Genomic DNA, 23,560 nt, shown 5'->3' on the forward strand with positions numbered 1-23,560 from the left:
ATGGCATTAAAAGCACAAAACACAATTTCAGGAAAAGAAGGCCGCTTATTTCTCGATGGTGAGGAAATGGCGCACATCAAAACATTTGAAGCAAACGTTGAGAAAAACAAATCCGAAGTCAACATTATGGGCCGCCGCATGACAGGCCATAAAACAACAGGGGCAAATGGAACAGGGACCGCAACGTTCTACAAAGTCACATCAAAATTCGTGCTATTGATGATGGACTATGTCAAAAAAGGCAGCGACCCTTATTTCACGCTCCAAGCTGTGCTGGATGATCAATCCTCCGGCCGGGGCACAGAGCGAGTCACGCTGTACGACGTCAACTTTGACTCTGCCAAAATTGCAAGCCTTGATGTCGATTCAGAAGCGTTAGAGGAAGAAGTTCCATTTACATTCGAAGACTTCGACGTCCCTGAAAAGCTATCTGACACGTTTTAATCAAAGCTGAATCAGCCCATACGCAGACCTTTCTCAGAAAGGTCTGTTTTTAAAAGATGAAACCAAACAATAGACAAGGGAGTTTTTTACATGAGCGAGAAGAACGAAAACGTATATGATCTTTCCTTTTTTATGCCGGGAAAAACAATTGAAGCTGAGGAAATCAAAGTGCCGATCTCAAAGCGTTTTGTTGATAAAAAAGGGAATGTCATTCCGTTTATTTTAAAACCGATTACTACTGAACGTATTGATGAATTAGAGAAAGAAAACACCACATTTAAAAATGTGAAAGGCCGCGGCCGTGTCAAAGATTTAGACTCCCAGCGCTTTTATGCGAGAATTGCCATCGAATCTACTATTTATCCTGATTTTCGTTCAAAAGATTTAAGGGAAGCATACAAAACTGCGGATCCGGTAGAAGTTGCCAAACGTGTATTATCTGTTGGGGGAGAGTATGCGAACTGGCTGAATAAAGCAATTGAAATCAATGGTTTTGAAGATGATCTTGAAGATCTAGAAGAAGAAGCAAAAAACTAGTAAAGGATGGCGATAAGGAAGCTGTGTATTTGTACTATGCAATGCATGAGCTTCATTACTCGCCATCCCAACTTCTTGAATTATATGAAGCACCAAAACATTTTAAAGCTCTTTTATTTGGGTTGATAGGTTATAAGCTAGATCTATTAGAAAAAGAATCAAGGAGAGGAGGGAACTAATATCGCAAAATTAACAGCCCGTTTTGATCTCGAAGACAAGGTATCTAAAAAACTAAAACGGATACATAAAGGATTCCAAGAGGTCGAAAAAAAAGTCAAAACCATTAATCGGCAAATCAAAATCAGTATCAGAGCGGAAGATCAGGCATTTTACCGGCTGAGAAAAATAAACGACTATATCATTTTGAAATTCGCGAAATCGCTTGAAATTAAAGTTGTACTTGATGACCAAGTCACTTCAAAGCTTGATGCAATTGAAAGAAAACTTAAACGGCTGCCGAAAGAAACGAAGCTGACTGTCTCTTTGGTAGACCGGACAGCAGCTGCGTATAAAAAAATAAAGAAGATGCTTTCTAATCAAAAGCTATCATTCCTTTTGATTCCAGATGACAAGGTTACTTCTACAGTTAAAAGGATTATCGGTTATATTAAGAAAAATTTGAAAAACGGATACACAGTCAAACTAAAGGTCATCGATGAAATCACCAAAACAGTTAATCGATTAACAGCACTTCTCAGGAAATTTGAAAAAACCTATTATGTAAAAGTGGTTGTTAAAACAAAAGTATCAGATAAAATCAATAAAAAAGAAAGCCCGATTAACAAAGAAACTTCTAAGAGAGAATCAGACAAATCCTCAGATAAAGGCTCTGATAAGAGCTCAGATCAAAAACCTGGTTGGGTCGGAAAAATAAAAGGTTGGCTGAAGGATTGGTGGACAAAATCAGCTTGGCCTTGGATCAAAGATACGCTCAATGAAATAGGCAAAGCTTTTTTGGATCGTTTCAAAGAGAGATTGATAGAAAAGCTGAAAAATGATGTGTTTGATAAGATCATTGATAAAATTCTAGGACCACAAAAAAAGGACGATTCTGGTGAAAATTCTGACACAGATAAAAAAGTCCTTAACCGTAATACAGGAGGAAATTGTTGCTGTGACTGCTGTGAAGGCGGTATCAGCCCGGGCACTAAAAATAAAAAAACCTATAGAAAAAAGAAAAGCCCCACAAAGGCTCCAAACAGAACACTCAAGGTTCCTGGAGAGGTGATAAGAAGACGCCAGAGCGGCACACCTGCTGAAAGTGCACCTAGGACCTCGGGTTCCAAGTTAAAGAACTGGCTTGGAGGGTTAAAATCGCTAGGGAAAGATTCATCCAAACTAGGTAAAGCGTTCAGAGGAATGGGAAAGGCTGTTCCATACGTAGGATCTGCTTTAGCAGTGTTTGATTTAGCTGGAATCAATAAAGATAATGCTGGCGAAAAGGTTGGTTCAATCGGAGGACGCATTGCCGGAGCGGAAGCTGGTGCAACAGCCGGAGCGGAAGCTGGTGCAACGATTGGATCTTTCGTTGGTCCGGAAGGTACAGCAATCGGCGGGGCAATCGGCGGAATTGGCGGCGGGTTAGTAGGCGGAATCGGCGGCGAAGAAGCAGGTAAGAACATTGGTAAGATGTTTGATACTTCTCAAATCAAAGAGAACATTTCAAATACATTATTTAATGGTGATTGGTGGAATGAAAAATGGACAGGTGTTAAAACAACAACGAGTGATACTCTCGGAGGCCTTAGTGATACGTGGACTAATATAAAAGATACAGCTTCTACTAATTTTTTTGACTCAAATTGGTGGGCTGAAAAAGCTGGTTATGCATACGGTACATTAGAGTCTACGCTTTTCAATAGTGATTGGTGGGGCGGAAAATGGGAATCGGTAAAAGGTTGGACACAGGAAAAATGGGATCAAGCTTCCTCTGTATGGAACTCTGTTAAATCAAAAGTAAAAGAAACAGTCTTTAATAAAGATTGGTGGTCCGGTAAGTGGGAAGGCGTTAAGAGCTGGGCTCAAGAAAAATGGAACGGTGCCGTTTCTGTTTGGGAATCAATTAAGTCGAAAGTAAAAGAAACAGTCTTTAATAAAGATTGGTGGTCCGGTAAGTGGGAAGGTGTCAAAGGCTGGACAAAGGAAAAATGGGAAAATACAAAGTCACTTTGGAAAAAATTCAAATCTACACTTGAGGACAGCCTATTTAATAAAGACTGGTGGTCTGGAAAATGGGATTCAGTAAAAGAGTGGGGAAAAAATATATTAGGAGATTCTTGGGATGCTATAAAGTCTACAGGCGGGAAGGTAGTAAAAACTGCTCAAAAATTGGGCGGCGGAGTGACGTCTTGGGTTAAAGAAAAGGTAGATCATTTTCAAAAAGGACGAGAGAAGGCTCACAGAGACTTCGGGATGAAAGCTGACAAAAACGCCACAGGTGGTTTTATTACCAAACCGACTATCTCCTGGATCGGTGAGGCAGGTAAGGAATTTGTCATTCCAGTCGACAACAATCGCGGCCGCGGCAAAATGCTGTTAGCGCAAGCCGCATCGAAATTGGGCATGCATGTGGTCGATGATATGGCATCAGCCTCTACACTTTCAGGTGGGACAGCTCTAAACACTGTTGGCAGCCAATCTGCTTCAATGCCATCTTCTATTAATACATCTAGCCTTAACGGCCAAGCTTCAGACCTCGGACAGCAATTTTCAGAGGGCTTTGGTAAAGGCATCAGCAATCAGCCGGTCAAAATGGAAGACTGGAAAAAGAAAAACATCAATACGCCATTTACACAAATGATTTCTGCTTCACCAAATTACGGTAAACAAATGGTAAGCGGGTATGCCAAGGGCCAAAACGGCACTGCAACCGGAACGGACGGCTTTTTGCAATCAAAAGTTAAAACGCCGTACCAAGCTACTGTAAATAAATCGTCATCATGGGGGACAGGTACGGTCAAAGGCTTTGCGCAAGGACAAAACTCAACCCAAACAGGGACTGCACAGTATGTGAGTACACATGTTGACAAACCGTTCCTGCGTTCAAAAGACACATCGAACAGCTGGGGCTCCGGTTTGATCGGAAACTTTGTGACAGGTATGAATTCTAAATCCAGTGAAGTAAAACAAGCAGCAAAGGATATGGCCAAGAGAGTGGAGCAGGCTTTCCGTGAGGAGCTAGATATTCATTCACCTTCCCGTGTCATGATGAGCTTGGGGCGTTTTGCTTCAATTGGTGTTGTCAAAGGACTTGGCTCAGTAGATGTAAAGAAATATGCTGAAAAACAAGCTGGATCACTGGCGGCTGCCTATTCCGGAATGGGAGCCATGGGCGGGAACGTAAAACAATGGATTATGGCTGCTCTCATGGCCACCAAGACACCGATAAGCTGGCTTCCGGGACTCATGACGATTGCGCAGCATGAGTCCGGAGGCAATCCGAATGCAATTAACTTGTGGGACAGCAACGCAAAAGCAGGGCATCCGTCACAGGGGCTGATGCAGACGATCCCAAGTACCTTTAATGATCACAAAGCGCCGGGCATGGGTAACATTAGAAACCCGATTCACAATGCAGCTGCTGCGATCGGCTACATTAAAAGCAGATATGGGTCAATCAATAATGTGCCGGGGATTAAAAGCTTGAATCATGGCGGTCCGTACGTTGGTTATGCCAACGGCGGACTGATTACGAAAGAACAAATTGCACGTGTCGGTGAAGGAAACAAGCGGGAATGGATCATTCCGGAGGAGCGAGGCATCCGCGGCCGCTACCTCCTTCAGAGAGCTGCGCAAGCTCTGGGAATGGAAGTGACAGATCCGTCTCAATCCGAGCAATCTGAGCTTTCTTCAGGTCAAGTTTCAGCAGTTACATCCGGTACACGGCAAACGATACAAACAGCCGGAACGAAAGAAATAAAGATTGAGTTTAACGGAGACCAGCACTTCCATAATGGACAGGACGCTGAAACCCTTGCAGCGAAAATAAAGCAGGCGCTTATAGATGAACTGCAAAAGGATATCAATATTGGAACGAAGGGAGTCGTTGCATTTGACTAAATCCGTATATGAATTTTGGATTTCACAAGGGAAGGACAAGTTGCGGCTCCCCGTTCTTCCCGACCAGCTGAATATTTCAAATACGGTTCAGAATGAGACGGTTAAAGTAGCCAAGTTCGGTGACCTTACATTTATTGACGAACAAGGCGCGAAAGAAATTTCGTTCTCTTCGTTTTTTCCGAAGAAATACAGCCCAATAGCTGAATATCAAACCTTCCCGTCGCCGGAAAATGCGATAACAAAAATTGAAAAATGGATGAAGGCCAAAAAACCGGTTCAGTTTTTGATTACGGGAACTAAAGTGAATTTAACATGCAGTATTGAAGGTTTTTCCTATAGCGAAGGCCAGCAGGATATAGGTGATCGCACCTTTGATATTCAATTAAAAGAATACAAAACCGCTTCCCCGCGGAAAATCAAGCAGAAGAAAAAAACAAAGGCAAAACGTCCGTCGAAGGCTGCGCCGAAGACGTACACAGTGAAAAAGGGAGACACGCTATGGGACATTGCAGGCAGATTTTACGGGAACAGCACTCAATGGCGCAAAATTTGGAACGCCAATAAAACAGCAATGATCAAACGAAGCAAACGGAACATCAGGCAGCCGGGCCACTGGATTTTTCCCGGCCAAAAATTAAAGATACCGCAATGAAACAGGTGATGTATGATGATAGAACTGTTCGTCATTAAAGACACAGAGTGGCTTGAGCTGGTTGCTGAAAGCGTATCGCTTGAAGGCCACCGTTATCAGGCGCCGCGCTCCATTGAAGCGACCATCGTCACCAAACAGGGCGACCAGACGTATTACAGTGTCTCAGAAGGAGATACGGTCTTGTTTAAATGGAAGGGAAAAGAGCTGTTTCGGGGCATTGTTTTTGCAAGAACCCCGGACGAGCATACGCTTGCCTTCAGCGCTTATGACATGCTGCAGTACCTGGTCAAAAACCAGGATATGTACGTGTTTTCCAATCAGCGGGCCGACCAGATCATCAGAAGGATTGCTAGTGACTTCCAGATACCGACAACCTCGATCGCGAACACAGGCCATACGATCAAAAGTCTTGTCATTAAAAATGATACGACATTGTATGACATCATATTAAAAGCGCTGAAACAGACGAAAAGCCAGACAGGACGACATTACCAGCTGTATTCGGAAAAAGGAAAGCTCGGTCTGCGCGCTTGGCCAGATCCGTCAGAGGTATGGGTGCTTGAAACGGGCGTCAATATCACAGGCTACCAATACAGCACTTCTATAAACGACACTGCTACTCGGGTGGTGCTTCGCCGGCAAAAGGACAATAAGACATATAAAGCCTCTGCTAAGGACAGTTCAGGCTTAAATAAATACGGTGTGCTTCAATATACAGAAACGGTCACAGATGACATCAACCAGGCACAGCTTCAGCAGCGGGCAGATGTACGCCTTGCTGAAAAAAAGGGCGTGAAAAAAGAACTGAAAAATATTCAGGCAGTGGGCATCCCGGAAGTGCAGAGCGGCTTGCCCGTCTATATTTCGATTCCGGAGGCCGGTATCAAGAAAACCTATTGGGTAGATACGGACCGGCATGAATTTAAAGGAACGAAACATACGATGACTATTGATGTTGTCGAAAAGAATACGATGCCGGAAGGAGTTTTCTGATGAGATTAAGTGAGGTTATAAAACATTTGGCGGTCGGCGCAATTGACGCTGAGTCTCCGGTAGAACTGCTCCCGGCTGAAGTCGTTTCAGTTTCTCCTGTGGAAATCAAATTAAAAGAAAACAGCAAACTGATCATACCGGAAGACGCCATCATTATCCCAAAACGAATGCAGTCCGGAGGAGACGATGCACTCGAACCGGGGGATCGCCTCATGACCGCGGCTCTGACTGGCGGGCAATCGTTTTTTATTTTAGATAAGGTATAGACAAAACCGCTTCAGTACGAAGGGGTTTTTATTTAGCATGTAAAAGGAGTGGGCATCATGGCCCTGACACCAGAAGTGGAGTTTGAGGATTTTGAAGATGAGAGCGAAGTCATTGAAACCTCGCAAACGTATAAAATAGATTTTGAAAACGGAAGAATTACGAATGAGCTGATTACAGGGCTTGAAGCGATCAGGCAGTTCGTGTATATCGCCTTACAGACAGAACGCTATGCGTATTCCGTATATAGCCATAATGTCGGTAATGAGCTTCCGGACGTGCTGACAGATCATGAGACGACTGATGCCTATAAAAAGATGGAGATTCCGAGGCTGATAGAAGAGGCGCTGGTTTATGATGACCGGATATCGGCTGTAACAGATTTTGAGATTGAAAAACAAGGCGATGCGTTTCATGTGTCCTTCGTGGTGGAGACGGATGAAGGAACGCTTGAGATTGAGGAGGTGATTGGCGAAGATGTTTGAAGATCAGACTTTTGAAGCGATTATGGAGCGTATGCTGAACAGCATTTCCGCAGATATTGACACAAGAGAAGGCAGCGTCATTTATAATGCGTTAGCCCCGGCGGCGGCCGAGCTTGCGAAGTCTTATATATGGCTGGATACTGTGCTTGAGCTCGTTTTTTCTGATACCGCACAAGGCGAATTTTTAGACAGGCGTGCAGCGGAAGCGGGAATTGAACGGACAGCCGCGACAAAGGCGGTCAGAGCGGGAGAGTTTACATCTGGAGTTACTATTCCTGTCGGCTCCCGCTTTTACGTGGATAATCTTTATTTTCAATATACGGCAGACGGGACGCTCATCTGTGAAACACCTGGTGAAGCGGGAAACGCCAATCTGACCGGACGCAATTTACTGTCATTGGATACCATTCCCGGTTTAGAAACGGCCATTGTCAAAGAAATCCTGATTCCGGGGCGCGAGGAAGAGGGAGATGACAGCTTGCGAGAACGGTATTTTACAAGGGTTCGGCGTGAGGCCGTCAGTGCCAATAAAATGCATTATAAAGAGTGGGCTGAGGAAGTGGACGGTGTGGGAAAGGCAAAGATCTTCCCGCTTTGGAACGGTGAAGGCACTGTCAAAATTGTCGTCACCAATGCGAATCTTGAGCCCGCTTCTCATATTTTAATTCAAAAAGTGAAAGATTATATCGACCCTGAACCAGGACAGGGAGAGGGACAGGCGCCAATCGGAGCCGTTGTCACAGTGGAGAGCGCGGTCTGGAAAGAAGTTGAGATTTCTGCCGAAGTGCTGCCTGAGATCAATCACTCAATTGATGAAGTGAAGTCAGAAATTGAGGAAGGCGTTTTAAATCTCTTTAAGAAAATGGCTTTTGAAGATAACGTCATCCGCCTTTCTCAAATTAACAATATCGTCTATAATTCACCATCAGTCAGTGACTACTCCAATATTCAAATCAACGGCACGTCTGAAAATCTGGTGCTGAGCGACGTGGAAATTCCTAAGCTTGGGCAGGTGAAGATCATTGAGCAAACAAGATGACATGACAGCGTATCTGCCGCCGTTTCTTACCAGCCTTAAAGAAATGGCTGAGCTGCTGAAAGCGGAAGCGCCTGAGTTTGATAAACAAAATGACAGCATATTTGATCTGACGGATCAGTTATTCGTACCGACGGCGACATGGGGGCTCAGCCGCTGGGAAAAGATTTTAAACGTACCGCGGGAATCAGGTGACACTGATGAGATCAGACGATTGAGACTCATTTCCAAAATGTCGAACATCCCGCCAATCACATACAGGGCCATTGAGCAGGCGGTAAACCGTTTCTTGAAAAACCCGTCTGCACAGGTCCGCCTGCTTCCCGGCGAATACCGATTTAACGTCGATATCAATGTTGATGACCTCCAGCACATGAATGAGCTGATCGAAGCGATAGAAAACATGAAGCCCGCTCATTTGGCGTATACGCTCAGAGGCGGATTGAACGAGACGCTGCAAATCAAAGACACAGTCATCCTGAATCATCGCAGATACCGAACAGCCAGTGAGCTCAAGGTCGGTTATTCTGTCACTCTTAACAATAATGAGGTGGTCTTAACTTGATTTCAACCATATACAGAGAACGCACAGCGGCTGATCTAAAAAGCAGAATCGATCACGTGCTGCTCAACGGCCAAAAAACAGAAATAGTAGAGCTCACCATTGACGGTGCGACCGTCACCGTTCTGACAAAACGTGAGGAAGACATCAAGCATATCGAAACGGTACAAATTTTTGACGAGCTGGGCAATGTGATCACAGAGAGAAAGACTGACCTGGACGTCAGCGAAAACAGAACACTCGATTTCAGATTTACCTTTGAGGTGGTGTAAACATGGCATACGAAGAAAAAACAGACTGGCTTCCGGACGACCCAATCAACGAAGATGACGTCAACCGTTGGGAAAAAGGAATAAAAGACGCCCACACCGATCTGGCTGCTCACAAAAACGACATGAACAACCCCCACAACACAACAAAGGCGCAAATCGGGCTGGGGAACGTGGATAATGTGCAGCAGGCGGCGAAGAAGGATTTTGACAAGCATGAGCAAGATCAGGTGCGGCATGTTACATCGACAGAGCGTGAAAACTGGAACGCAAAAGAAACTCCAGGTGAAGCTCAAAATAAGGCAGATCAAGCCGAAGCCAACGCAAAAGCCTATACAGATAGTTTTGCTGCACGAAGAGATAATCCTAACCAAGTAACAAAAGCACAAGTTGGACTTGGGAATGTCGAAAATGTGAAACAAGCCTCACAAGCAGATTTTGATGCTCATTTAAGCAATACTAAAGTTCATGTATCTGAAGGGGAAAGAAACAAATGGAATGCTGCCCAACTAATTAAACTTACTGGAGACGATGGTAAAAGAATACAACTCCAAGACGGTACAGATATTCTTACATTATCTTCTGGGTTTTATTGTGCAGTTGGTCAGTCAGTTGTAAACAACCCGGTGGAAGGCGATGCAACTTGGTATAACTACGATATTGTAGAAGGCGGTTCAGGAAGGAAAACAATAGTAGCTTACCAAAGTTGGGGAAGCATGATGTGGATTGGAATGGTTCACACTGATGGAGAATTTAGAGGATGGAAACAAATTGCAACAACAGATTTTATAGATAGAGTTCAATCAGAATTAGATATTCATAAAAATGATAAAACTAATCCACATTCAGTTACTAAACAACAAGTGGGTCTCGGAAATGTTGAGAATGTTAAGCAGGAGACACCTGATGGTGCGCAAAAAAAAGCTGATACTGCTTTGAACCAATCAAAAGATTATACTAACAGCACGGCCTTTATTACTAGACCATTAAATTCAATAACCGATGCAAATGATTTAAATCTTCCGCCTGGCACTTATCGTTTAGACACTAATTACATGAATGCAAATCCAGTATTGCAAAATCAATTTCCGCTAAATGATAACAGAACAGGTTTATTAATTATCTACCCTTCTGCAAATAAATGGGCTACACGTCAAGATTGGTTTAGCATCTCTACGAAAACACTTTATACAAGGGTAGCTGTTAATGGTACTGATTATACCGATTGGTATATATTGGAAACATCGGAAGGTTCACAAAGTAAAGCAGATAAAGCTTTAGCTGATGCTAAAAACTATGTTGAAACAAATTATACAAATCAAAAATTAACTGTTCTAACAGGATCAAATGCAATCCAAGATGCGAGAATAAGCGGAAATGATTACAAATACGGAATCACTTTTATGGACATTGGGGCCAATAACACTACAGGATACCCGCTCACTTATGGATTTGTAAAAAATGAAAAGCATAGTAATTATCGCTTTACTCAGTATTTCTATGGAAATGCAGACACAACTAGTGGAAGTTATGATCATGTAGGGACTTGGATCCGCCATTGGTGGTCAGATTCAGGCTGGACTGCATGGCAAAAGATATCAGGATTTGCTCACGCTAATATTGGGACTACTGGGCGTCAAGCTCTGATTAAAGGAGAAAATAACAAAATTAAATTTAACCGTATTATAAAAGATAGTCATAAATTGTTTGATACGAAAAATAATAGGTTTGTAGCCAGTCATGCAGGAATGCACTTAGTCGGTGCAAGTTTATATATAGAGAATACTGAGCGATACTCCAATTTTGAATTATATGTTTATGTGAACGGCACAAAGTATAAATTAATGAATCAATTTAGAATGCCTACCCCTTCCAATAACAGTGATAATGAGTTTAATGCAACTGTTACTGGATCTGTTACAGTTCCGCTTGATGCAGGAGATTATGTTGAAATTTATGTTTATGTTGGTTATTCCGGGGATGTAACACGATATGTTACAGATTCGAATGGAGTTCTCAATTATTTTGATGTTCTGGAGCTTGGCGGAAGAAATTATCCGAGAGTTTAGGAGGTACCTTTATGATCTTATATGATGCCATTATGTACAAGTATCCAAACGCAGTATCGAGAAAGGATTTTGAATTGCGTAATGACGGGAACGGTTCATACATTGAGAAATGGAATCTCCGGGCGCCGTTACCGACTCAGGCAGAACTAGAATCCTGGTGGGAGGAGTCACAAAAAAACCCGCCGTATGAGCCGCCCGATCAGGTGGAGCTTCTCGCTCAGGAGTTGTCGCAGGAAAAGTTGGCACGTAAGCAGCTTGAAGAGCTGAACAAAACTTTGGGAAGCGAGCTGGCAGGTATTAAGCTTTCACTACTTTCTTTGAAAGGAGATTACTCTGAATGAATTATTGGGTGCTTGCCCTCTATTATGAGTGGGCGACAGCAGATATGGTAAAACAAGCATTAGCATATAAAGACTGTTCAATTGAGGATCTGGCAGAGGGTGTGAACAAAAAGCTGATCACAGCTGACCAGTATAAAGAAATTACCGGTAAAGCCATGTAGTAAGGCTTTTTTATTTTGCCTGTTTTTAGATCAAAGGAGGATGAAGATGGTGAAGTATCAATATGAATTTCCTCTCGATAGGACTGGAAAAGCCGGCGCTGTAAAGCCCTATCGAGGAGGAAAAAATGATTTTGTGACACCTGTTTCGAATTTGTCAGGCGTAGCGGAGATTTTAACAAATGCTTCCTTAAAGGCGACTGAGGCATATAGTCAGCTCGGGCAGGACAGGCTTGGCGCAGTTCTGATTTCGAAAGTGAAGGGCTGGGCGTATGCAGATCGTGAAGGTACGCTCTTTATAGAAGAAAGCGACAACAACAATGTTTGGACAACGACAGCAGCAGTTAATGTCGCAGCAGGTGTCCTGACAGCGACGGACTGGGTATATCTTTCTAAACGCTATTACCGCTTCCGCTATGTGAACGGGAATCTTCAGCAATCCGAGTTTGTATTATACCAATCAGTCGGTGCGGGTGAGATGGATGTGCGTGTCAATGGAAAAACGCCTTTACAGATTGACTTTGCGGAGAATCAAACACACGATGGACGGCTGAAAGTCGAGGCTCGCAAAACATTTGACTTTGTCTTTCATGAAAATGCAGAGTCCGCCGGCGAGGGGACTGCCTTACCTGTTGACGGTGCCGTGCATTTACTCGTTGAAGTCTACGGCACAGCAGAAATGAGCGAAGTCAAATTTTGGGGCAAATCGGTGTCAGGACAGAAACTGCCGATCAGAGGCGTGAAAACTGATGATGCTACCACTGCCTCCAGTACATTAGGAAAAGCCGAGGCATGGGCCTTTGATATTAAAGGGTTTAAGGAGATTATCATGGAGATTATCAGTATCACCGGCGGTACTCTTTCGGTAAAAGGGACCGCGGTTTCATAACAGTCTCGGCCCTCGGAAGGGAGGTGATCTGCATGTGAAGGAGGAGTGAGAGATGCAGCAAGAGACAGATGTGAATGTGTTTCAGCAAGATTTAGCAGACATGAAAGGCGAGCACAAAGCACTTGAGCAGAGGGTTTCTGCATTAGAACGCGTGTCTGACCGGCAAGACCAGCAAATCATGACGCTGAACGAAAAATTAAACAAAATTGAAGAAAACACCACGTGGATTAAACGCACCATCACAGGTGCCATCATTACAGCAGTGTCTACAGGCATCATTGGCGGAGCCATCGCCATTATGTACAGCCTGCTGCAGCATTAAAGGGGGATTTTCATGAACACGTTTGACAAGGGCACGGTCATCAGGACGGTGCTTCTTTTAATTGCTTTAATCAACCAGACCATGCTGATGCTCGGCAAATCACCATTGGACATTCAGGAGGAGCAGGTCAATCAGCTCGCTGACGCCCTTTATTCAGCCGGTTCCATTGCATTTACAATTGGAACGACACTTGCCGCTTGGTTTAAAAACAACTATATAACAGAAAAAGGAAAAAAACAGCGCGACTTGTTAAGGGACAATAATCTGACGAAATAAGGAGAGATGAAAATGGTTAACATTATTCAAGACTTTATTCCGGTTGGCGCAAATAACCGTCCAGGCTACGCAATGACGCCGCTCTACATTACGGTGCACAATACAGCGAATACCGCAGTAGGGGCAGATGCTGCAGCGCATGCCCGCTATTTGAAAAATCCTGATACGACGACAAGCTGGCATTTTACAGTTGATGATACAGAAATTTATCAGCATCTGCCTTTGAATGAAAACGGCTGGCATGCGGGAGACGGAAATGGCAGCGGCAACCGGGCTTCTATCGGAATTGAAATTTGCGAAAATGCCGATGGCGATTTTGAAAAAGCAACAGCAAATGCCCAGTGGCTCATCAAAACATTAATGGCTGAACAAAATATCAGTCTCGCCAATGTCGTCCCTCATAAGTATTGGTCAGGGAAGGAATGTCCGCGAAAATTGTTAGATACGTGGGATTCGTTCAAAGCAGGAATTGGGGGAGGCGGCAGCCAAACTTACGTCGTGAAACAGGGCGACACGCTCACATCCATAGCGAGAGCATTTGGTGTTACGGTTGCTCAGCTGCAAGAGTGGAACAATATCGAAGACCCGAATCTTATTCGCGTTGGTCAAGTATTAATTGTAAGTGCTCCATCGTCCACTGAAGAACCCGAGCTCTATCCGCTCCCTGATGGTATCATTCAATTGACAACACCTTATACCTCAGGAGAACACGTCTTTCAGGTGCAACGAGCACTTGCGGCTCTGTATTTTTACCCAGATAAAGGCGCTGTCAACAACGGAATTGACGGCATTTACGGCCCGAAAACAGCTGACGCAGTCGCGCGTTTTCAGTCTGTTAACGGCCTGACTGCCGACGGTATTTACGGACCTGCGACGAAAGCGAAGATCGCAGCGCAATTAAGCTGATCACAGACCACAAAAATCCCGGAGCTGCTCCGGGATTTATTTTTTCTTCTTCAACTTTTTAATAATTCCAGCACTGCGCTCCCTCACCCGAAGCGAGTACCCGGAAAGCCCAAACCTTCCGTAATCAACAAACTTCACACGCCTCACCAATTTTTTCACTATATCACCTGACATTATCCTCTGTTTGTATTTATTATATGTCACCCTTTAATAAAAGGAATAAGGACAAGAGCTGTTTTCCCTTGTCCTTTTAGTGTGATCATGCTTTTTTTCGTTTATACTCGTCAATCAGCCGTTCGTTTTCTTTGAAGATTCTTGCTGTATGCGGACTGACTTGATAGCTTGCGACACTGGTGGTTGAACGTTTTTTCAGGATTTTAAACGGCTTCGCCGCTCTGGGCTCGCATCTGTTTTGAAACGCACGTTCCATTATCCTTCACCTTCCTCCTCAATTGGCAGCACCAAATCATATATGCTCGTTAATGACGTAAATAGCAAATAATCAAATTCCGTGACAATGCTGTCAGACGTCAGCTTGATGACATAGTTCTGTGTCTCGATGGTAAAAGGGATGAGAACCACTTTTCCGTATTGGTCGTAATAAACATCCTTTCGATCGAGACGTGTTTGTACATCTGCCGGATCATCCATATGCTCGGTTAACCGGTCTTTATCAGCCTGTGTCGAATAGTGGCAAAGAGAGGCCGTTAAGTTCATTTTATCAGCATAGGTTTTCAGCAGCTTATCAATGCCTTCAGCATAAGCATCTATACTTCCATAATAAACATGGATCGGTTCGTTTTTCAATAGGTATTGGTATGTTTTCAGCCGATTAAGGTATATGTGGAGCATTTCGTTGTTTTCTTCAAGAATTTCTCTTGTGTCTGTTTCAAGCTCGCTGCCGGCCAGTTTTTTGACGTATGCACTTAAGAAGATAAAAGCATCAATCAAAGCAAAACTGACTGCGACAATGAGATACCGTTCCCAGTGGGTAAATAGGGAAGTGGGCTCATATGTCCAGTATACCATAGCGCCCAGAACAAACAGCAAATACCAAGTTTTCCGGATGGCGGATATTTTTTCTTTGACCTTCGCTTCGAAACGCCACGTGGCATACACGTATAACCCCAGTCCGGCCACGATGCACCAGACCATGATCTGAAAGAATAAAACCATATTCGAATCCCTCACATCTGAAATAGGTTCTGCTTATTGTATTCGAGAGATCCGGATGGTTTTCCTGTTCCATCAAAAAAACCGCTCCTTTGACAGAAGCGGTGTGACGTTAAAATATCATATTTAAAATAAAGTAGGCGATGGCACCAAGTGTCGCTGAAATCGGAAGCGTGATGACCCATGTAATGAGCATTCGCTTGGCCGTACCCCAGTTTACGCCTTTTACGCGGTGGGACGCACCGACGCCAAGAATTGATGAAGAAATGACGTGGGTTGTACTGACCGGCAAATGAATAAACGTGGCGCCGAAAATAATGGCTGCTCCGGTTAAGTCAGCGGAAACACCGTTTACCGGACGGATTTTCATGATCTTTCCGCCAACGGTTTTGATGATTTTCCAGCCGCCGATTGATGTTCCGAGACCCATGGCTGTCGCGCAGGCGAATTGCACCCAGGTAGGAATATCATTAGCAGAAGTATGTAAATTCGCTGTGATGAGAGCCATTGTGATAATTCCCATTGCTTTTTGCGCATCGTTTGTTCCGTGTGTATACGATTGCAGGGCAGCTGTTACAATCTGCACTCTGCGGAATTGCTTATTCGTTTTCGCCAAGTTGCTGTCTTTGAAAATCAGCTTAACGATGCTATAAAGAATAAAACCAAGGACAAAGGCAATAATTGGTGATAGAATCAGTGCTTCAATGATTTTAATGAAGCCCTTATAGTTTAACGCTGTAAATCCGGCTGCCGCAATGGCTGCACCGGCAATAGCGCCGATGATGGCATGGGATGAGCTGCTTGGGATACCGTAGTACCATGTGATAAGGTTCCAGGCAATTGCAGCGAGTAGCGCAGCCAAAATGACAACAGAGCCATTTTCCAGCGTATAAGGATCTACGATGTCTTTCGTAATGGTTTTGGCAACACCTGTAAACGTCATTGCTCCGATAAAGTTCATCACAGCCGCCAATATAATGGCATGGCGCGGTTTCAACGCTTTTGTTGATACTGAAGTCGCAATTGCGTTTGCCGTATCATGAAACCCGTTGATGAAATCAAACGCCAGAGCACAAATGACTATTAGTATCGTTAATATTAATAGAATATCCATTTTTACCCCTCGTTACGCGTTTTTCATAATGATGGTTTCAAGATTATTGGCAACACTTTGACAAGAGTCGGCGATTTCTTCAAGCGTTTCGTAAATTTCACGATATTGAATGACTTTGATTGGGTCTGTTTCATTTCCGAAAAGATTCTTTAATGATTTTCTGTGCAAGTTGTCACAGCTGTGCTCATACTCTTTTATTTTGATTGCGTGAGGCTGAATATCCTTTAAGCGATTTTCTGCCAGCAGCTCGATCGTAATCAAAATCTCTTTCGCGCATTCTCTGATGTATCCGCTGAATTTATCGATATGCTCGTCTGATGAAGTAATTGAGAAAATCTCCATCATGGCAGAGAAATGTTCGATTCCGTCAAGCACATCATCCAAGCTGTTTGTCAGCTGAAGGATATCTTCGCGCTCAATAGGAGTGATGAACGCTTTGTTAAGCTCTTTAATCATGACATGAACATGATTGTCACCTTTTGTTTCATATTCCTTTAACGTATCTGCAAATTCTTTAAGAGTCGTTTGGTTAGTGACCTTAAAATTCACAAAATATTCTGCAGTTTCGTCTATGTTCTTTGCAATTTCTGTTAAAAGGAGTGAGAACTTATCTTTTTTTCTTCTTATCATTAAAAACCCTCCATAGTTTGAATGAACAATGCACACATCAAATTATTATATAGCCTTTTGTCGAAAAAAAACAGGTAAAGTCGAAAAAAACGTATCTTGACTTTTTTGATAAATCGTGTCTCCTTATTTTGACCTACTTCGCTTTAAAAAAACGACCCAAGTTTGCAAAAACTTTCTGCTTAACGTAAAAAGTATATCAAAAGTTGTGTTTTTCCTGTCAACTTTTATCTTCTGTTTCACCAAAAAACGGTTCCCTAAACAAGGGAACCGTTTTATCAGCTTGCTTTTCGTTTTTTCATCCCGTAATAAACAGGCAGTCCGGCAAGGCCGATGAGGATGGATAATCCGCAGCTCATTGTATCTGTAATGAGTGTGCTGCCTAGCACAAAGAAGGAGCCCGCGATTGCCAGAATTGGCATAAATGGATAAAGCGGAACACTGTAGGCGCGCTTTTTTCCCTTTGCTCGCTTGCGGAGAATAAACACTGCAAAAAAGGCCATCACATAAAAGATGTAGATCATGAAAATGGAGATTTCTGAGAGCTTATCAGGGTTGCTGATCAGCATCATAATCAAAGCCAAAGCAATTTGAAAAGAAATCGCAATCCATGGTGTGCGGAACGACGGGTGTACATGTGACAGTTTTTCAGCAAAAGGAAGCTGTTTGCGTTCCGCCATTGCAAATGAAACACGCGGGAAAGAAAGCACCTTTCCATTTAAGCACCCAAAGATGCTGACGATAATCCCTACACTGATCAGCTTTCCGCCAATTGACCCGAACAGCATGGTTGCCGCGGTGCTTGTCGCATTTTCACCAAGCGTGACAATTTCGTTCGCTGACAGGATGTGGAGCAATGCAAAATTAATGAAAATATAGATCGCCGTTACAATTAATAACCCGCCCGTCATTGCACGCGGCAGCAGCTTTTCGGGATTTTTCATTTCTCCGCCGAGAGCGGCCAGAAGAATCCATCCGTCGTAAGCAAACAGTGTAGCCAAAATGGCTGCTCCGAAGTTCATATCGGAAATGCTTTCGTTTACTGCTGTGAAGATGTGCTGATCGCCTTTCCAAAGACCAAAGATGATGATGCAGGCAATCGGAATCAGTTTTCCGATCGTTGTCAGCGTTTGGACAAAACCACCATATTTTGTACCAATAATATTAATGACGCATAAAAAGAGAACTGCTATGATTCCAATGACTTTTGATAGTCCAGATCCCCAGCCGAAAAGATTCGCCATTAAAGATCCAAAATATAAACCCAGCGCGCCGATAATCGCTGGACCGTAAATGATAATCTGCACCCAGCCGCACAAAAATCCCCAAAACTCGCCGTACACTTCTTCAAGGTACGCATAAAGCCCGCCGGTTTTTGGAATCTGCGTTCCGATTTCCGCGATTGTCAAACCGCCCGCAAGTGTTAAAATACCGCCTAACAGCCAGGCGAAAAGCGCCGTTTTTGAATCACCTGAATAAGCAAGCACAGCGCCGGGCTTCATAAAAACACCAGAACCGATAATGGTTCCGATGACAAGAGTAAGGGCAAACAAGAGGCCTATCTCTTTTTTCAAACCGTTGTCTTCAGTATGCATGTCCTTAACCTCCTATGATGTTGAAGCTTCATGTTGAAGAATCTATTTTTTCATATTGTAAACCCTATTTTAGAAAAGTGAAATAAAATAAATTTTCTGATTTTAGAAATTTGCTTTGTGTACAGCAGATAAAACTGTGGAAACACCTGTTTTAACAATCTATAAGCGAATAAACTTCATGATTTTTATTTGTAAAGTTCGTGTTTTCTGTATTAGGATTTTAGCCAGTACAGAGGGGAGATGAGAATTCAGAAAATGAACGAACCTTCGGTGAAGCTGATATGTTGACTTTCTCATGCGAATAAAATACTTTGTTATTAGAACAATAAATATACAATTATGATATGATATCTCGAAATCGAGATAAAATAACCTGGAGGGACAGCATATGAAAGTTAACGGCATTCACCACGTATCGGCATTAACGGCCGACGCACAAAAAAACTTGGATTTCTATAAGAAAGTATTAGGATTAAAGCTCGTCAAAAAATCCGTCAATCAGGATGAACCGACAATGTACCATCTGTTCTACGGAGATGAAGTGGCAAACCCGGGAACTGAGCTGACGTTTTTCGAGATTCCCCGCATTGCACCGTTTCATGCGGGAACAAACAGTATTTCTTCTATTGGTTTGCGCGTCCCAAGCACAGAAGCCCTGCATTACTGGAAAGAACGTTTTGAAGAGCAGCAAGTGACGCACAGCGGCATTTCCAAAAGAGCCGGACGTGACATATTGGCATTTCAAGATCATGAAGGGCAGCGACTTGTGCTGACTGCTGATGAGGAAGGAAAAGGATATGGCCTGCCTGTTAAACAGAGCGGCATACCGGAAGAATTTTCGATTCGCGGGTTAGGGCCGGTTGAACTGACTGTGCCATATGCTGAACCAACCTTACACGTATTGACGAATATTCTTGGATTTACAGAAATCAGCCGTGAACCAGTCGAAGGGCAAGGAACCGCCGTTATTTTGGAATCAGGAGAAGGTGGTGCTGCAACGGAAATCCATTTAATAGAAAGAAACGATCTTCCGCGCGAGCGTCAAGGCAAAGGAAGTGTCCACCACGTCGCATTTCGGGTAAGAGATGAAGAAGAACTTGCCGGGTGGCACCGGATCATCAGCCGCGAAGGCTTTAGCAATTCAGGCATTGTGGAGCGCTACTATTTCAAGGCGCTGTATTTCAGAGAACCAAACGGCATTTTATTCGAGTTATCAACAGACGGACCGGGCTTTATGGTAGATGAAAATCTTGATGAGCTTGGCCAAACGATCGCTCTTCCGCCGTATCTTGAGCATCGAAGAGCTGAAATTGAAGCAAAATTGAAACCGATCCAGTAAATTGTGATTCATTTGCCTTCCGGCGTGCCGGAAGGCTTTTTTTATTACCATAATTAATTTTGACCTAAACAGCATGCCTTATTAGGGAGGAAATATCAGATGCTTATTGGGAGAAATGGCTTAAAACCCTTTGCAAATATGGGTGATTGGCATGAAATGACCTCGGCAAAAATATTGTCTTTGTTTATTAATAGTTTATTCATATTTGCTTGTTACACTATTTCAAAGTTAGACAAAAAGGAGTGAAAAATAAGTGGAAAAGAAAAAACGCGAGCTGGATATCGTCCTCCTCCTCATTTTGCTCGCATCTGCATTCTTAAATATCTATAACATTTGGAAGGACGACACGGTGAATCCTTATTACACCGCGGCAGTTACAAGTATGATGCAAAGCTTTCATAATTTCTTTTATGCTTCGTTCGATGCTGCCGGCTTTATAACAGTGGATAAACCGCCTGTTACATACCAAATCCAAACGATCAGCGCACTGATATTCGGTATGCACGGGTGGAGCGTCATTCTGCCTCAGGCATTGGCGGGTGTAGGTTCAGTCCTTCTTATGTACTTGCTGATAAAGCCGACATTCGGAAAAACGGCGGCGCGTATTGCCTCATTTGTAATGGCATGTACGCCGATAGCTGTAGCTGTAGCACGTACAAACAATGTTGATGCATTACTGGTATTTTTCTTATTGCTTGCTACATGGCTTCTCTTTAAAGCGATCAGAACAGGAAAGCTGATCTGGCTGTTAGCGGCGTTTTTCGTTGTTGGAGTAGGTTTCAATACAAAAATGCTGCAGGCTTACATGATTTTACCGGCCTTCCTATTGTTCTATTTGATTGCGGCAAATGCCGCGGTGAAGAAAAAAATCATTTCGCTGGTAAGTGCGTTAGCCGTATTAGCAGCCGTTTCGTTATCGTGGCCGCTCATTGTCGACAATATCCCTGCAAGCAAGCGGCCTTATATCGGAAGCAGCCAAACCAACTCTGTTTTGGAATTGGCTTTCGGATATAACGGGATTCAGCGGCTGACAGGCCAAAATTCAGGCGGCGTCCAGGGTGCGCCAAACAAAGACGCTTCAAAAGAAATGTCTTCTTCTGATAACACTCAAGCACCGCCTAATCAGTCATCAAGCAGCAGCTCATCAAATGATGGTAAATCCTCAAATGGCAATATGACGGCACCTCCATCCAATGGCCAAATGCCAAGCGGAGGAGAAATGCCAAGCGGCGGTCAAGGAGGCCCTCCAAGCGGCGGAGATGGCGGCCAAGGCGGACCCGGCGGAGACGGAGGGAAAGGCGGTACAGGAACCGGTTCGAAAATGCAATCAGGTTCAGGGATGTTTGGAACGGGAACACCTGGTCCACTGCGGCTTTTCCAACAAGAGTTATCTGATCAAATCAGCTGGCTTCTGCCATTTGCGATATTTGGAATCGCAGGCTTACTGATCGCTGGCGCAAGAGAAAGAAGAAGATTATCTATAGAGCAGAAGGAAACGGTGTTCTGGGTTGCGTGGCTTGTACCGATTGCCGGATTCTTCAGTGTCGCAGAATTTTTCCATCATTATTATCTCATCATGCTGGCACCGCCGATTGCGGCTCTTGTCGGTGCGGGGTGGGTTGCTCTTGTTCATCTGTACCGCAATCAGACAGGCTGGAAAGCATGGCTTTTGCCGGGAGCAATTATTGCGACAACTGGATTTGAATTGTTTATTCTCAGAAACTACAACGATCAAATCAGTGCAGGCTGGAGCATCGGTGTAGGTGTTATCGGCGTGTTGTCAGCGATTGCTTTGCTGTTGTTAAAACAGCGCCAAAAACCGTTCAGTTATTATGTTTCACTTGCAGCTCTCCTCGCATTGCTGGTGATGCCGATTTATTGGGCAAGTACACCGCTTCTGTACGGAGGCAACAGCTCACTGCCTGAAACAGGCCCTCAGCTCGCATCAATGAGCGGAAAAGGCATGGGAATGTCTGATGCGACTGTAAATGAAAAACTGATCAAATATCTAGAGGAGAATAACTCCGGAGCTGAATACTTATTCGCCACAACCGATTCGAACACAGCGGCACCATATATCATTAAAACGAAAAAAGCTGTCATGGCTATTGGCGGATACAGCGGTTCTGACCCGGCGATCACACTGACTCAATTCAAAAAACTTGTAAAAGAAGGAAAAGTGAAATACTTCTTGGCTTCTGGAATGGGAAGAGGCGGAAACAATGACATTGTTGAATGGGTTGAGAAAAATGGAAAAGAAGTAGCATCAGAAAAATGGCAATCAAGTGCTGATCAAAAAACAGAAAATACTGATTCAGCTGATACATCAAGCAGCAAGGCTTCAGGTAAAAACGGAAAAATGGGCGGACCTGGCGGAATGAATCAGTCAGCAACATTATACGAACTACATGCTGATGAATAGGAGGCAAAAACATGAGCAGACATATTCAATATTCAATTGTTGTACCTGTGTATAATGAAGAGCTTGTCATTCATGAAACCTATCAGCGCTTAAAAGAGGTCATGGATCAAACGAAGGAAAACTACGAGCTGCTTTTTGTCAACGATGGCAGCAAAGACCGCAGTATTGAGATTTTAAGAGAGCACAGCCTGATCGATCCGAGAGTGAAAATTATTGATTTTTCAAGGAATTTTGGACACCAGATCGCCATTACAGCGGGTATGGATTATGCACAGGGGAATGCAATCGTCGTCATTGACGCCGATTTGCAGGACCCTCCTGAACTGATTTTAGATATGATTGAAAAGTGGAAGGAAGGCTATGAGGTCGTGTACGCCGTGCGGACTAAACGAAAAGGGGAAACCTTTTTCAAAAAACAAACCGCGGCTATGTTTTACCGGCTTCTCAGCGGTATGACAGATATTGATATCCCGATTGATACGGGGGATTTTCGTCTCATGGACAGAAAAGTCTGTGATGAAATGAAGAGATTAAAAGAAAAAAATCCATTTGTCAGAGGGCTAGTCAGCTGGGTGGGCTTTAAACAGACAGCGGTCGAGTATGTACGTGATGAAAGGCTCGCCGGAGAAACAAAGTACCCGCTCAAGAAAATGCTGAAGCTGTCAATGGACGGCATCACGACATTTTCACATAAACCGCTGAAGCTGGCAAGCTATGCGGGGATTTTAATGTCAGGTGCTGGATTTCTGTATATGTTTATCGTGCTGTATCTGAAGCTATTCACAGACAGCACGATTACCGGCTGGTCATCACTTATTGTGATCCAGCTCCTGTTCAGCGGCATTGTCCTTCTGATTTTGGGCGTGATCGGCGAATATATCGGCAGAATCTACGATGAAGCCAAAGACAGGCCGCTTTACATCGTCCAAAAATCGTATGGAATTGAAAATAAAAGACTCTATAGAGACCAGCATATGTCATAACCTTAAACCCCCTGTCCGTTACGGACAGGGGGTTTTTATGCTCTG

The 23,560-nt window shown here is 43.7% G+C and carries 28 protein-coding genes; 22 read left to right on the forward strand and 6 right to left on the reverse strand.

Features of this window, described 5'->3' with window-relative positions:
- The 18 genes from M1D65_RS06840 (at position 1) to M1D65_RS06925 (ending at position 14,262) form a co-directional block, all read left to right on the forward strand.
- Positions 1 to 444: a phage tail tube protein gene (locus M1D65_RS06840; protein ID WP_003232677.1), complete on the forward strand. Its 444-nt coding sequence runs from the start codon at positions 1 to 3 to the stop codon at positions 442 to 444.
- A 90-nt stretch (positions 445 to 534) separates the two neighbouring features.
- Positions 535 to 981, forward strand: a complete 447-nt coding sequence (locus M1D65_RS06845; protein WP_003232676.1) for a phage-like element PBSX protein XkdN — start codon at positions 535 to 537, stop codon at positions 979 to 981.
- A gap of 29 nt (positions 982 to 1,010) precedes the next feature.
- Positions 1,011 to 1,160, forward strand: coding sequence for a hypothetical protein (locus M1D65_RS06850; protein WP_003239113.1), 150 nt, complete (start codon positions 1,011 to 1,013; stop codon positions 1,158 to 1,160).
- A 1-nt stretch (position 1,161) separates the two neighbouring features.
- Positions 1,162 to 5,040 (forward strand): transglycosylase SLT domain-containing protein, encoded by a 3,879-nt coding sequence (locus M1D65_RS06855; RefSeq protein ID WP_064671285.1) that lies wholly within the window; start codon positions 1,162 to 1,164, stop codon positions 5,038 to 5,040.
- Entirely contained in the window at positions 5,033 to 5,692 is a 660-nt protein-coding gene (locus tag M1D65_RS06860; protein ID WP_033884962.1) for a LysM peptidoglycan-binding domain-containing protein, read from the forward strand. The genes M1D65_RS06855 and M1D65_RS06860 overlap by 8 nt, the downstream gene beginning before the upstream one ends.
- A gap of 15 nt (positions 5,693 to 5,707) precedes the next feature.
- Positions 5,708 to 6,685 carry an XkdQ/YqbQ family protein gene (locus M1D65_RS06865; protein ID WP_064671286.1) on the forward strand — a complete coding sequence of 326 codons (978 nt, stop codon included), beginning with the start codon at positions 5,708 to 5,710 and terminating at the stop codon, positions 6,683 to 6,685.
- Entirely contained in the window at positions 6,685 to 6,951 is a 267-nt protein-coding gene (locus tag M1D65_RS06870) for a DUF2577 family protein (protein WP_064671287.1), read from the forward strand. The genes M1D65_RS06865 and M1D65_RS06870 overlap by 1 nt, the downstream gene beginning before the upstream one ends.
- Before the next feature lie 57 nt (positions 6,952 to 7,008).
- Positions 7,009 to 7,434, forward strand: a complete 426-nt coding sequence (locus M1D65_RS06875) for a DUF2634 domain-containing protein (protein WP_064671288.1) — start codon at positions 7,009 to 7,011, stop codon at positions 7,432 to 7,434.
- Positions 7,427 to 8,473, forward strand: coding sequence for a baseplate J/gp47 family protein (locus tag M1D65_RS06880; RefSeq protein WP_041351213.1), 1,047 nt, complete (start codon positions 7,427 to 7,429; stop codon positions 8,471 to 8,473). Before M1D65_RS06875 ends, M1D65_RS06880 begins: the two co-directional genes overlap by 8 nt.
- Complete coding sequence (locus M1D65_RS06885; RefSeq protein WP_015483131.1) at positions 8,457 to 9,035, forward strand: YmfQ family protein; 579 nt, start codon at positions 8,457 to 8,459, stop codon at positions 9,033 to 9,035. The genes M1D65_RS06880 and M1D65_RS06885 overlap by 17 nt, the downstream gene beginning before the upstream one ends.
- Positions 9,032 to 9,304, forward strand: a complete 273-nt coding sequence (locus M1D65_RS06890) for a hypothetical protein (RefSeq protein WP_010330427.1) — start codon at positions 9,032 to 9,034, stop codon at positions 9,302 to 9,304. The genes M1D65_RS06885 and M1D65_RS06890 overlap by 4 nt, the downstream gene beginning before the upstream one ends.
- A 2-nt stretch (positions 9,305 to 9,306) precedes the next feature.
- Complete coding sequence (locus M1D65_RS06895; RefSeq protein WP_276353723.1) at positions 9,307 to 11,370, forward strand: terminase; 2,064 nt, start codon at positions 9,307 to 9,309, stop codon at positions 11,368 to 11,370.
- A gap of 11 nt (positions 11,371 to 11,381) precedes the next feature.
- A complete protein-coding gene (locus tag M1D65_RS06900) occupies positions 11,382 to 11,711 on the forward strand; it encodes an XkdW family protein (RefSeq protein WP_032725528.1) in 330 nt (109 codons plus the stop codon).
- Positions 11,708 to 11,872 carry an XkdX family protein gene (locus M1D65_RS06905; RefSeq protein ID WP_014479563.1) on the forward strand — a complete coding sequence of 55 codons (165 nt, stop codon included), beginning with the start codon at positions 11,708 to 11,710 and terminating at the stop codon, positions 11,870 to 11,872. The genes M1D65_RS06900 and M1D65_RS06905 overlap by 4 nt, the downstream gene beginning before the upstream one ends.
- 46 nt (positions 11,873 to 11,918) lie before the next feature.
- On the forward strand, positions 11,919 to 12,758 hold the full coding sequence (gene xepA, locus M1D65_RS06910) for a phage-like element PBSX protein XepA (protein WP_276353721.1): 840 nt from the start codon (positions 11,919 to 11,921) through the stop codon (positions 12,756 to 12,758).
- Between the two features lie 52 nt (positions 12,759 to 12,810).
- Complete coding sequence (locus M1D65_RS06915) at positions 12,811 to 13,080, forward strand: hemolysin XhlA family protein (protein WP_276353719.1); 270 nt, start codon at positions 12,811 to 12,813, stop codon at positions 13,078 to 13,080.
- Positions 13,081 to 13,092: 12 nt separating this feature from the next.
- Positions 13,093 to 13,356 (forward strand): phage holin, encoded by a 264-nt coding sequence (locus M1D65_RS06920; protein ID WP_014479566.1) that lies wholly within the window; start codon positions 13,093 to 13,095, stop codon positions 13,354 to 13,356.
- Positions 13,357 to 13,368: 12 nt separating this feature from the next.
- Complete coding sequence (locus tag M1D65_RS06925; RefSeq protein WP_015715742.1) at positions 13,369 to 14,262, forward strand: N-acetylmuramoyl-L-alanine amidase; 894 nt, start codon at positions 13,369 to 13,371, stop codon at positions 14,260 to 14,262.
- Positions 14,263 to 14,298: 36 nt separating this feature from the next.
- Here M1D65_RS06925 and spoIISC read toward each other — a convergent pair whose 3' ends face one another.
- The 6 genes from spoIISC to steT form a co-directional block, all read right to left on the reverse strand.
- Entirely contained in the window at positions 14,299 to 14,436 is a 138-nt protein-coding gene (gene spoIISC, locus M1D65_RS06930; RefSeq protein ID WP_276353716.1) for a three component toxin-antitoxin-antitoxin system antitoxin SpoIISC, read from the reverse strand.
- A gap of 85 nt (positions 14,437 to 14,521) precedes the next feature.
- Positions 14,522 to 14,692 (reverse strand): three component toxin-antitoxin-antitoxin system antitoxin SpoIISB, encoded by a 171-nt coding sequence (spoIISB, locus tag M1D65_RS06935; RefSeq protein WP_003232646.1) that lies wholly within the window; start codon positions 14,690 to 14,692, stop codon positions 14,522 to 14,524.
- Positions 14,692 to 15,438, reverse strand: coding sequence for a toxin-antitoxin-antitoxin system toxin SpoIISA (gene spoIISA / locus M1D65_RS06940; protein WP_276353714.1), 747 nt, complete (start codon positions 15,436 to 15,438; stop codon positions 14,692 to 14,694). The genes spoIISB and spoIISA overlap by 1 nt, the downstream gene beginning before the upstream one ends.
- Before the next feature lie 109 nt (positions 15,439 to 15,547).
- Positions 15,548 to 16,549, reverse strand: a complete 1,002-nt coding sequence (locus M1D65_RS06945; protein WP_021479458.1) for an inorganic phosphate transporter — start codon at positions 16,547 to 16,549, stop codon at positions 15,548 to 15,550.
- A 12-nt stretch (positions 16,550 to 16,561) separates the two neighbouring features.
- Positions 16,562 to 17,179, reverse strand: a complete 618-nt coding sequence (locus tag M1D65_RS06950) for a DUF47 domain-containing protein (RefSeq protein WP_003218470.1) — start codon at positions 17,177 to 17,179, stop codon at positions 16,562 to 16,564.
- A gap of 275 nt (positions 17,180 to 17,454) precedes the next feature.
- Complete coding sequence (steT, locus tag M1D65_RS06955) at positions 17,455 to 18,771, reverse strand: serine/threonine exchanger (protein ID WP_257986574.1); 1,317 nt, start codon at positions 18,769 to 18,771, stop codon at positions 17,455 to 17,457.
- Positions 18,772 to 19,159: 388 nt separating this feature from the next.
- Here steT and M1D65_RS06960 point away from each other — a divergent pair, with 388 nt between their 5' ends.
- From M1D65_RS06960 to M1D65_RS06975, 4 genes are all read left to right on the forward strand, one after another.
- Positions 19,160 to 20,110 carry a ring-cleaving dioxygenase gene (locus M1D65_RS06960; protein WP_456270822.1) on the forward strand — a complete coding sequence of 317 codons (951 nt, stop codon included), beginning with the start codon at positions 19,160 to 19,162 and terminating at the stop codon, positions 20,108 to 20,110.
- 99 nt (positions 20,111 to 20,209) lie between these two features.
- The gene (locus tag M1D65_RS06965; protein ID WP_154818083.1) at positions 20,210 to 20,356 is read left to right on the forward strand and encodes a hypothetical protein; all 147 of its coding nucleotides are present in this window, start codon (positions 20,210 to 20,212) and stop codon (positions 20,354 to 20,356) included.
- 7 nt (positions 20,357 to 20,363) lie between these two features.
- Positions 20,364 to 22,532 carry a glycosyltransferase family 39 protein gene (locus M1D65_RS06970; protein WP_456270823.1) on the forward strand — a complete coding sequence of 723 codons (2,169 nt, stop codon included), beginning with the start codon at positions 20,364 to 20,366 and terminating at the stop codon, positions 22,530 to 22,532.
- Between the two features lie 11 nt (positions 22,533 to 22,543).
- On the forward strand, positions 22,544 to 23,515 hold the full coding sequence (locus tag M1D65_RS06975) for a glycosyltransferase family 2 protein (protein ID WP_015715747.1): 972 nt from the start codon (positions 22,544 to 22,546) through the stop codon (positions 23,513 to 23,515).
- The last annotated feature ends 45 nt before the right edge of the window (positions 23,516 to 23,560 follow it).

The sequence above is a fragment of the Bacillus sp. JZ39 genome, from assembly GCF_053903145.1.

What these genes read in the sequence shown, in the direction of transcription:
- M1D65_RS06840 (WP_003232677.1), top strand. Translation starts at nt 1, where the DNA reads ATGGCATTAAAAGCACAAAACACAATTTCAGGAAAAGAAGGCCGCTTA.
- M1D65_RS06845 (WP_003232676.1), top strand. Translation starts at nt 535, where the DNA reads ATGAGCGAGAAGAACGAAAACGTATATGATCTTTCCTTTTTTATGCCG.
- M1D65_RS06865 (WP_064671286.1), top strand. Translation starts at nt 5,708, where the DNA reads ATGATAGAACTGTTCGTCATTAAAGACACAGAGTGGCTTGAGCTGGTT.
- M1D65_RS06870 (WP_064671287.1), top strand. Translation starts at nt 6,685, where the DNA reads ATGAGATTAAGTGAGGTTATAAAACATTTGGCGGTCGGCGCAATTGAC.
- M1D65_RS06875 (WP_064671288.1), top strand. Translation starts at nt 7,009, where the DNA reads ATGGCCCTGACACCAGAAGTGGAGTTTGAGGATTTTGAAGATGAGAGC.
- M1D65_RS06880 (WP_041351213.1), top strand. Translation starts at nt 7,427, where the DNA reads ATGTTTGAAGATCAGACTTTTGAAGCGATTATGGAGCGTATGCTGAAC.
- M1D65_RS06895 (WP_276353723.1), top strand. Translation starts at nt 9,307, where the DNA reads ATGGCATACGAAGAAAAAACAGACTGGCTTCCGGACGACCCAATCAAC.
- M1D65_RS06900 (WP_032725528.1), top strand. Translation starts at nt 11,382, where the DNA reads ATGATCTTATATGATGCCATTATGTACAAGTATCCAAACGCAGTATCG.
- M1D65_RS06905 (WP_014479563.1), top strand. Translation starts at nt 11,708, where the DNA reads ATGAATTATTGGGTGCTTGCCCTCTATTATGAGTGGGCGACAGCAGAT.
- xepA (WP_276353721.1), top strand. Translation starts at nt 11,919, where the DNA reads ATGGTGAAGTATCAATATGAATTTCCTCTCGATAGGACTGGAAAAGCC.
- M1D65_RS06915 (WP_276353719.1), top strand. Translation starts at nt 12,811, where the DNA reads ATGCAGCAAGAGACAGATGTGAATGTGTTTCAGCAAGATTTAGCAGAC.
- M1D65_RS06920 (WP_014479566.1), top strand. Translation starts at nt 13,093, where the DNA reads ATGAACACGTTTGACAAGGGCACGGTCATCAGGACGGTGCTTCTTTTA.
- M1D65_RS06925 (WP_015715742.1), top strand. Translation starts at nt 13,369, where the DNA reads ATGGTTAACATTATTCAAGACTTTATTCCGGTTGGCGCAAATAACCGT.
- spoIISC (WP_276353716.1), bottom strand. Translation starts at nt 14,436, where the DNA reads ATGTCAGGTGATATAGTGAAAAAATTGGTGAGGCGTGTGAAGTTTGTT.
- spoIISB (WP_003232646.1), bottom strand. Translation starts at nt 14,692, where the DNA reads ATGGAACGTGCGTTTCAAAACAGATGCGAGCCCAGAGCGGCGAAGCCG.
- spoIISA (WP_276353714.1), bottom strand. Translation starts at nt 15,438, where the DNA reads ATGGTTTTATTCTTTCAGATCATGGTCTGGTGCATCGTGGCCGGACTG.
- M1D65_RS06945 (WP_021479458.1), bottom strand. Translation starts at nt 16,549, where the DNA reads ATGGATATTCTATTAATATTAACGATACTAATAGTCATTTGTGCTCTG.
- M1D65_RS06950 (WP_003218470.1), bottom strand. Translation starts at nt 17,179, where the DNA reads ATGATAAGAAGAAAAAAAGATAAGTTCTCACTCCTTTTAACAGAAATT.
- steT (WP_257986574.1), bottom strand. Translation starts at nt 18,771, where the DNA reads ATGCATACTGAAGACAACGGTTTGAAAAAAGAGATAGGCCTCTTGTTT.
- M1D65_RS06960 (WP_456270822.1), top strand. Translation starts at nt 19,160, where the DNA reads ATGAAAGTTAACGGCATTCACCACGTATCGGCATTAACGGCCGACGCA.
- M1D65_RS06965 (WP_154818083.1), top strand. Translation starts at nt 20,210, where the DNA reads ATGCTTATTGGGAGAAATGGCTTAAAACCCTTTGCAAATATGGGTGAT.
- M1D65_RS06975 (WP_015715747.1), top strand. Translation starts at nt 22,544, where the DNA reads ATGAGCAGACATATTCAATATTCAATTGTTGTACCTGTGTATAATGAA.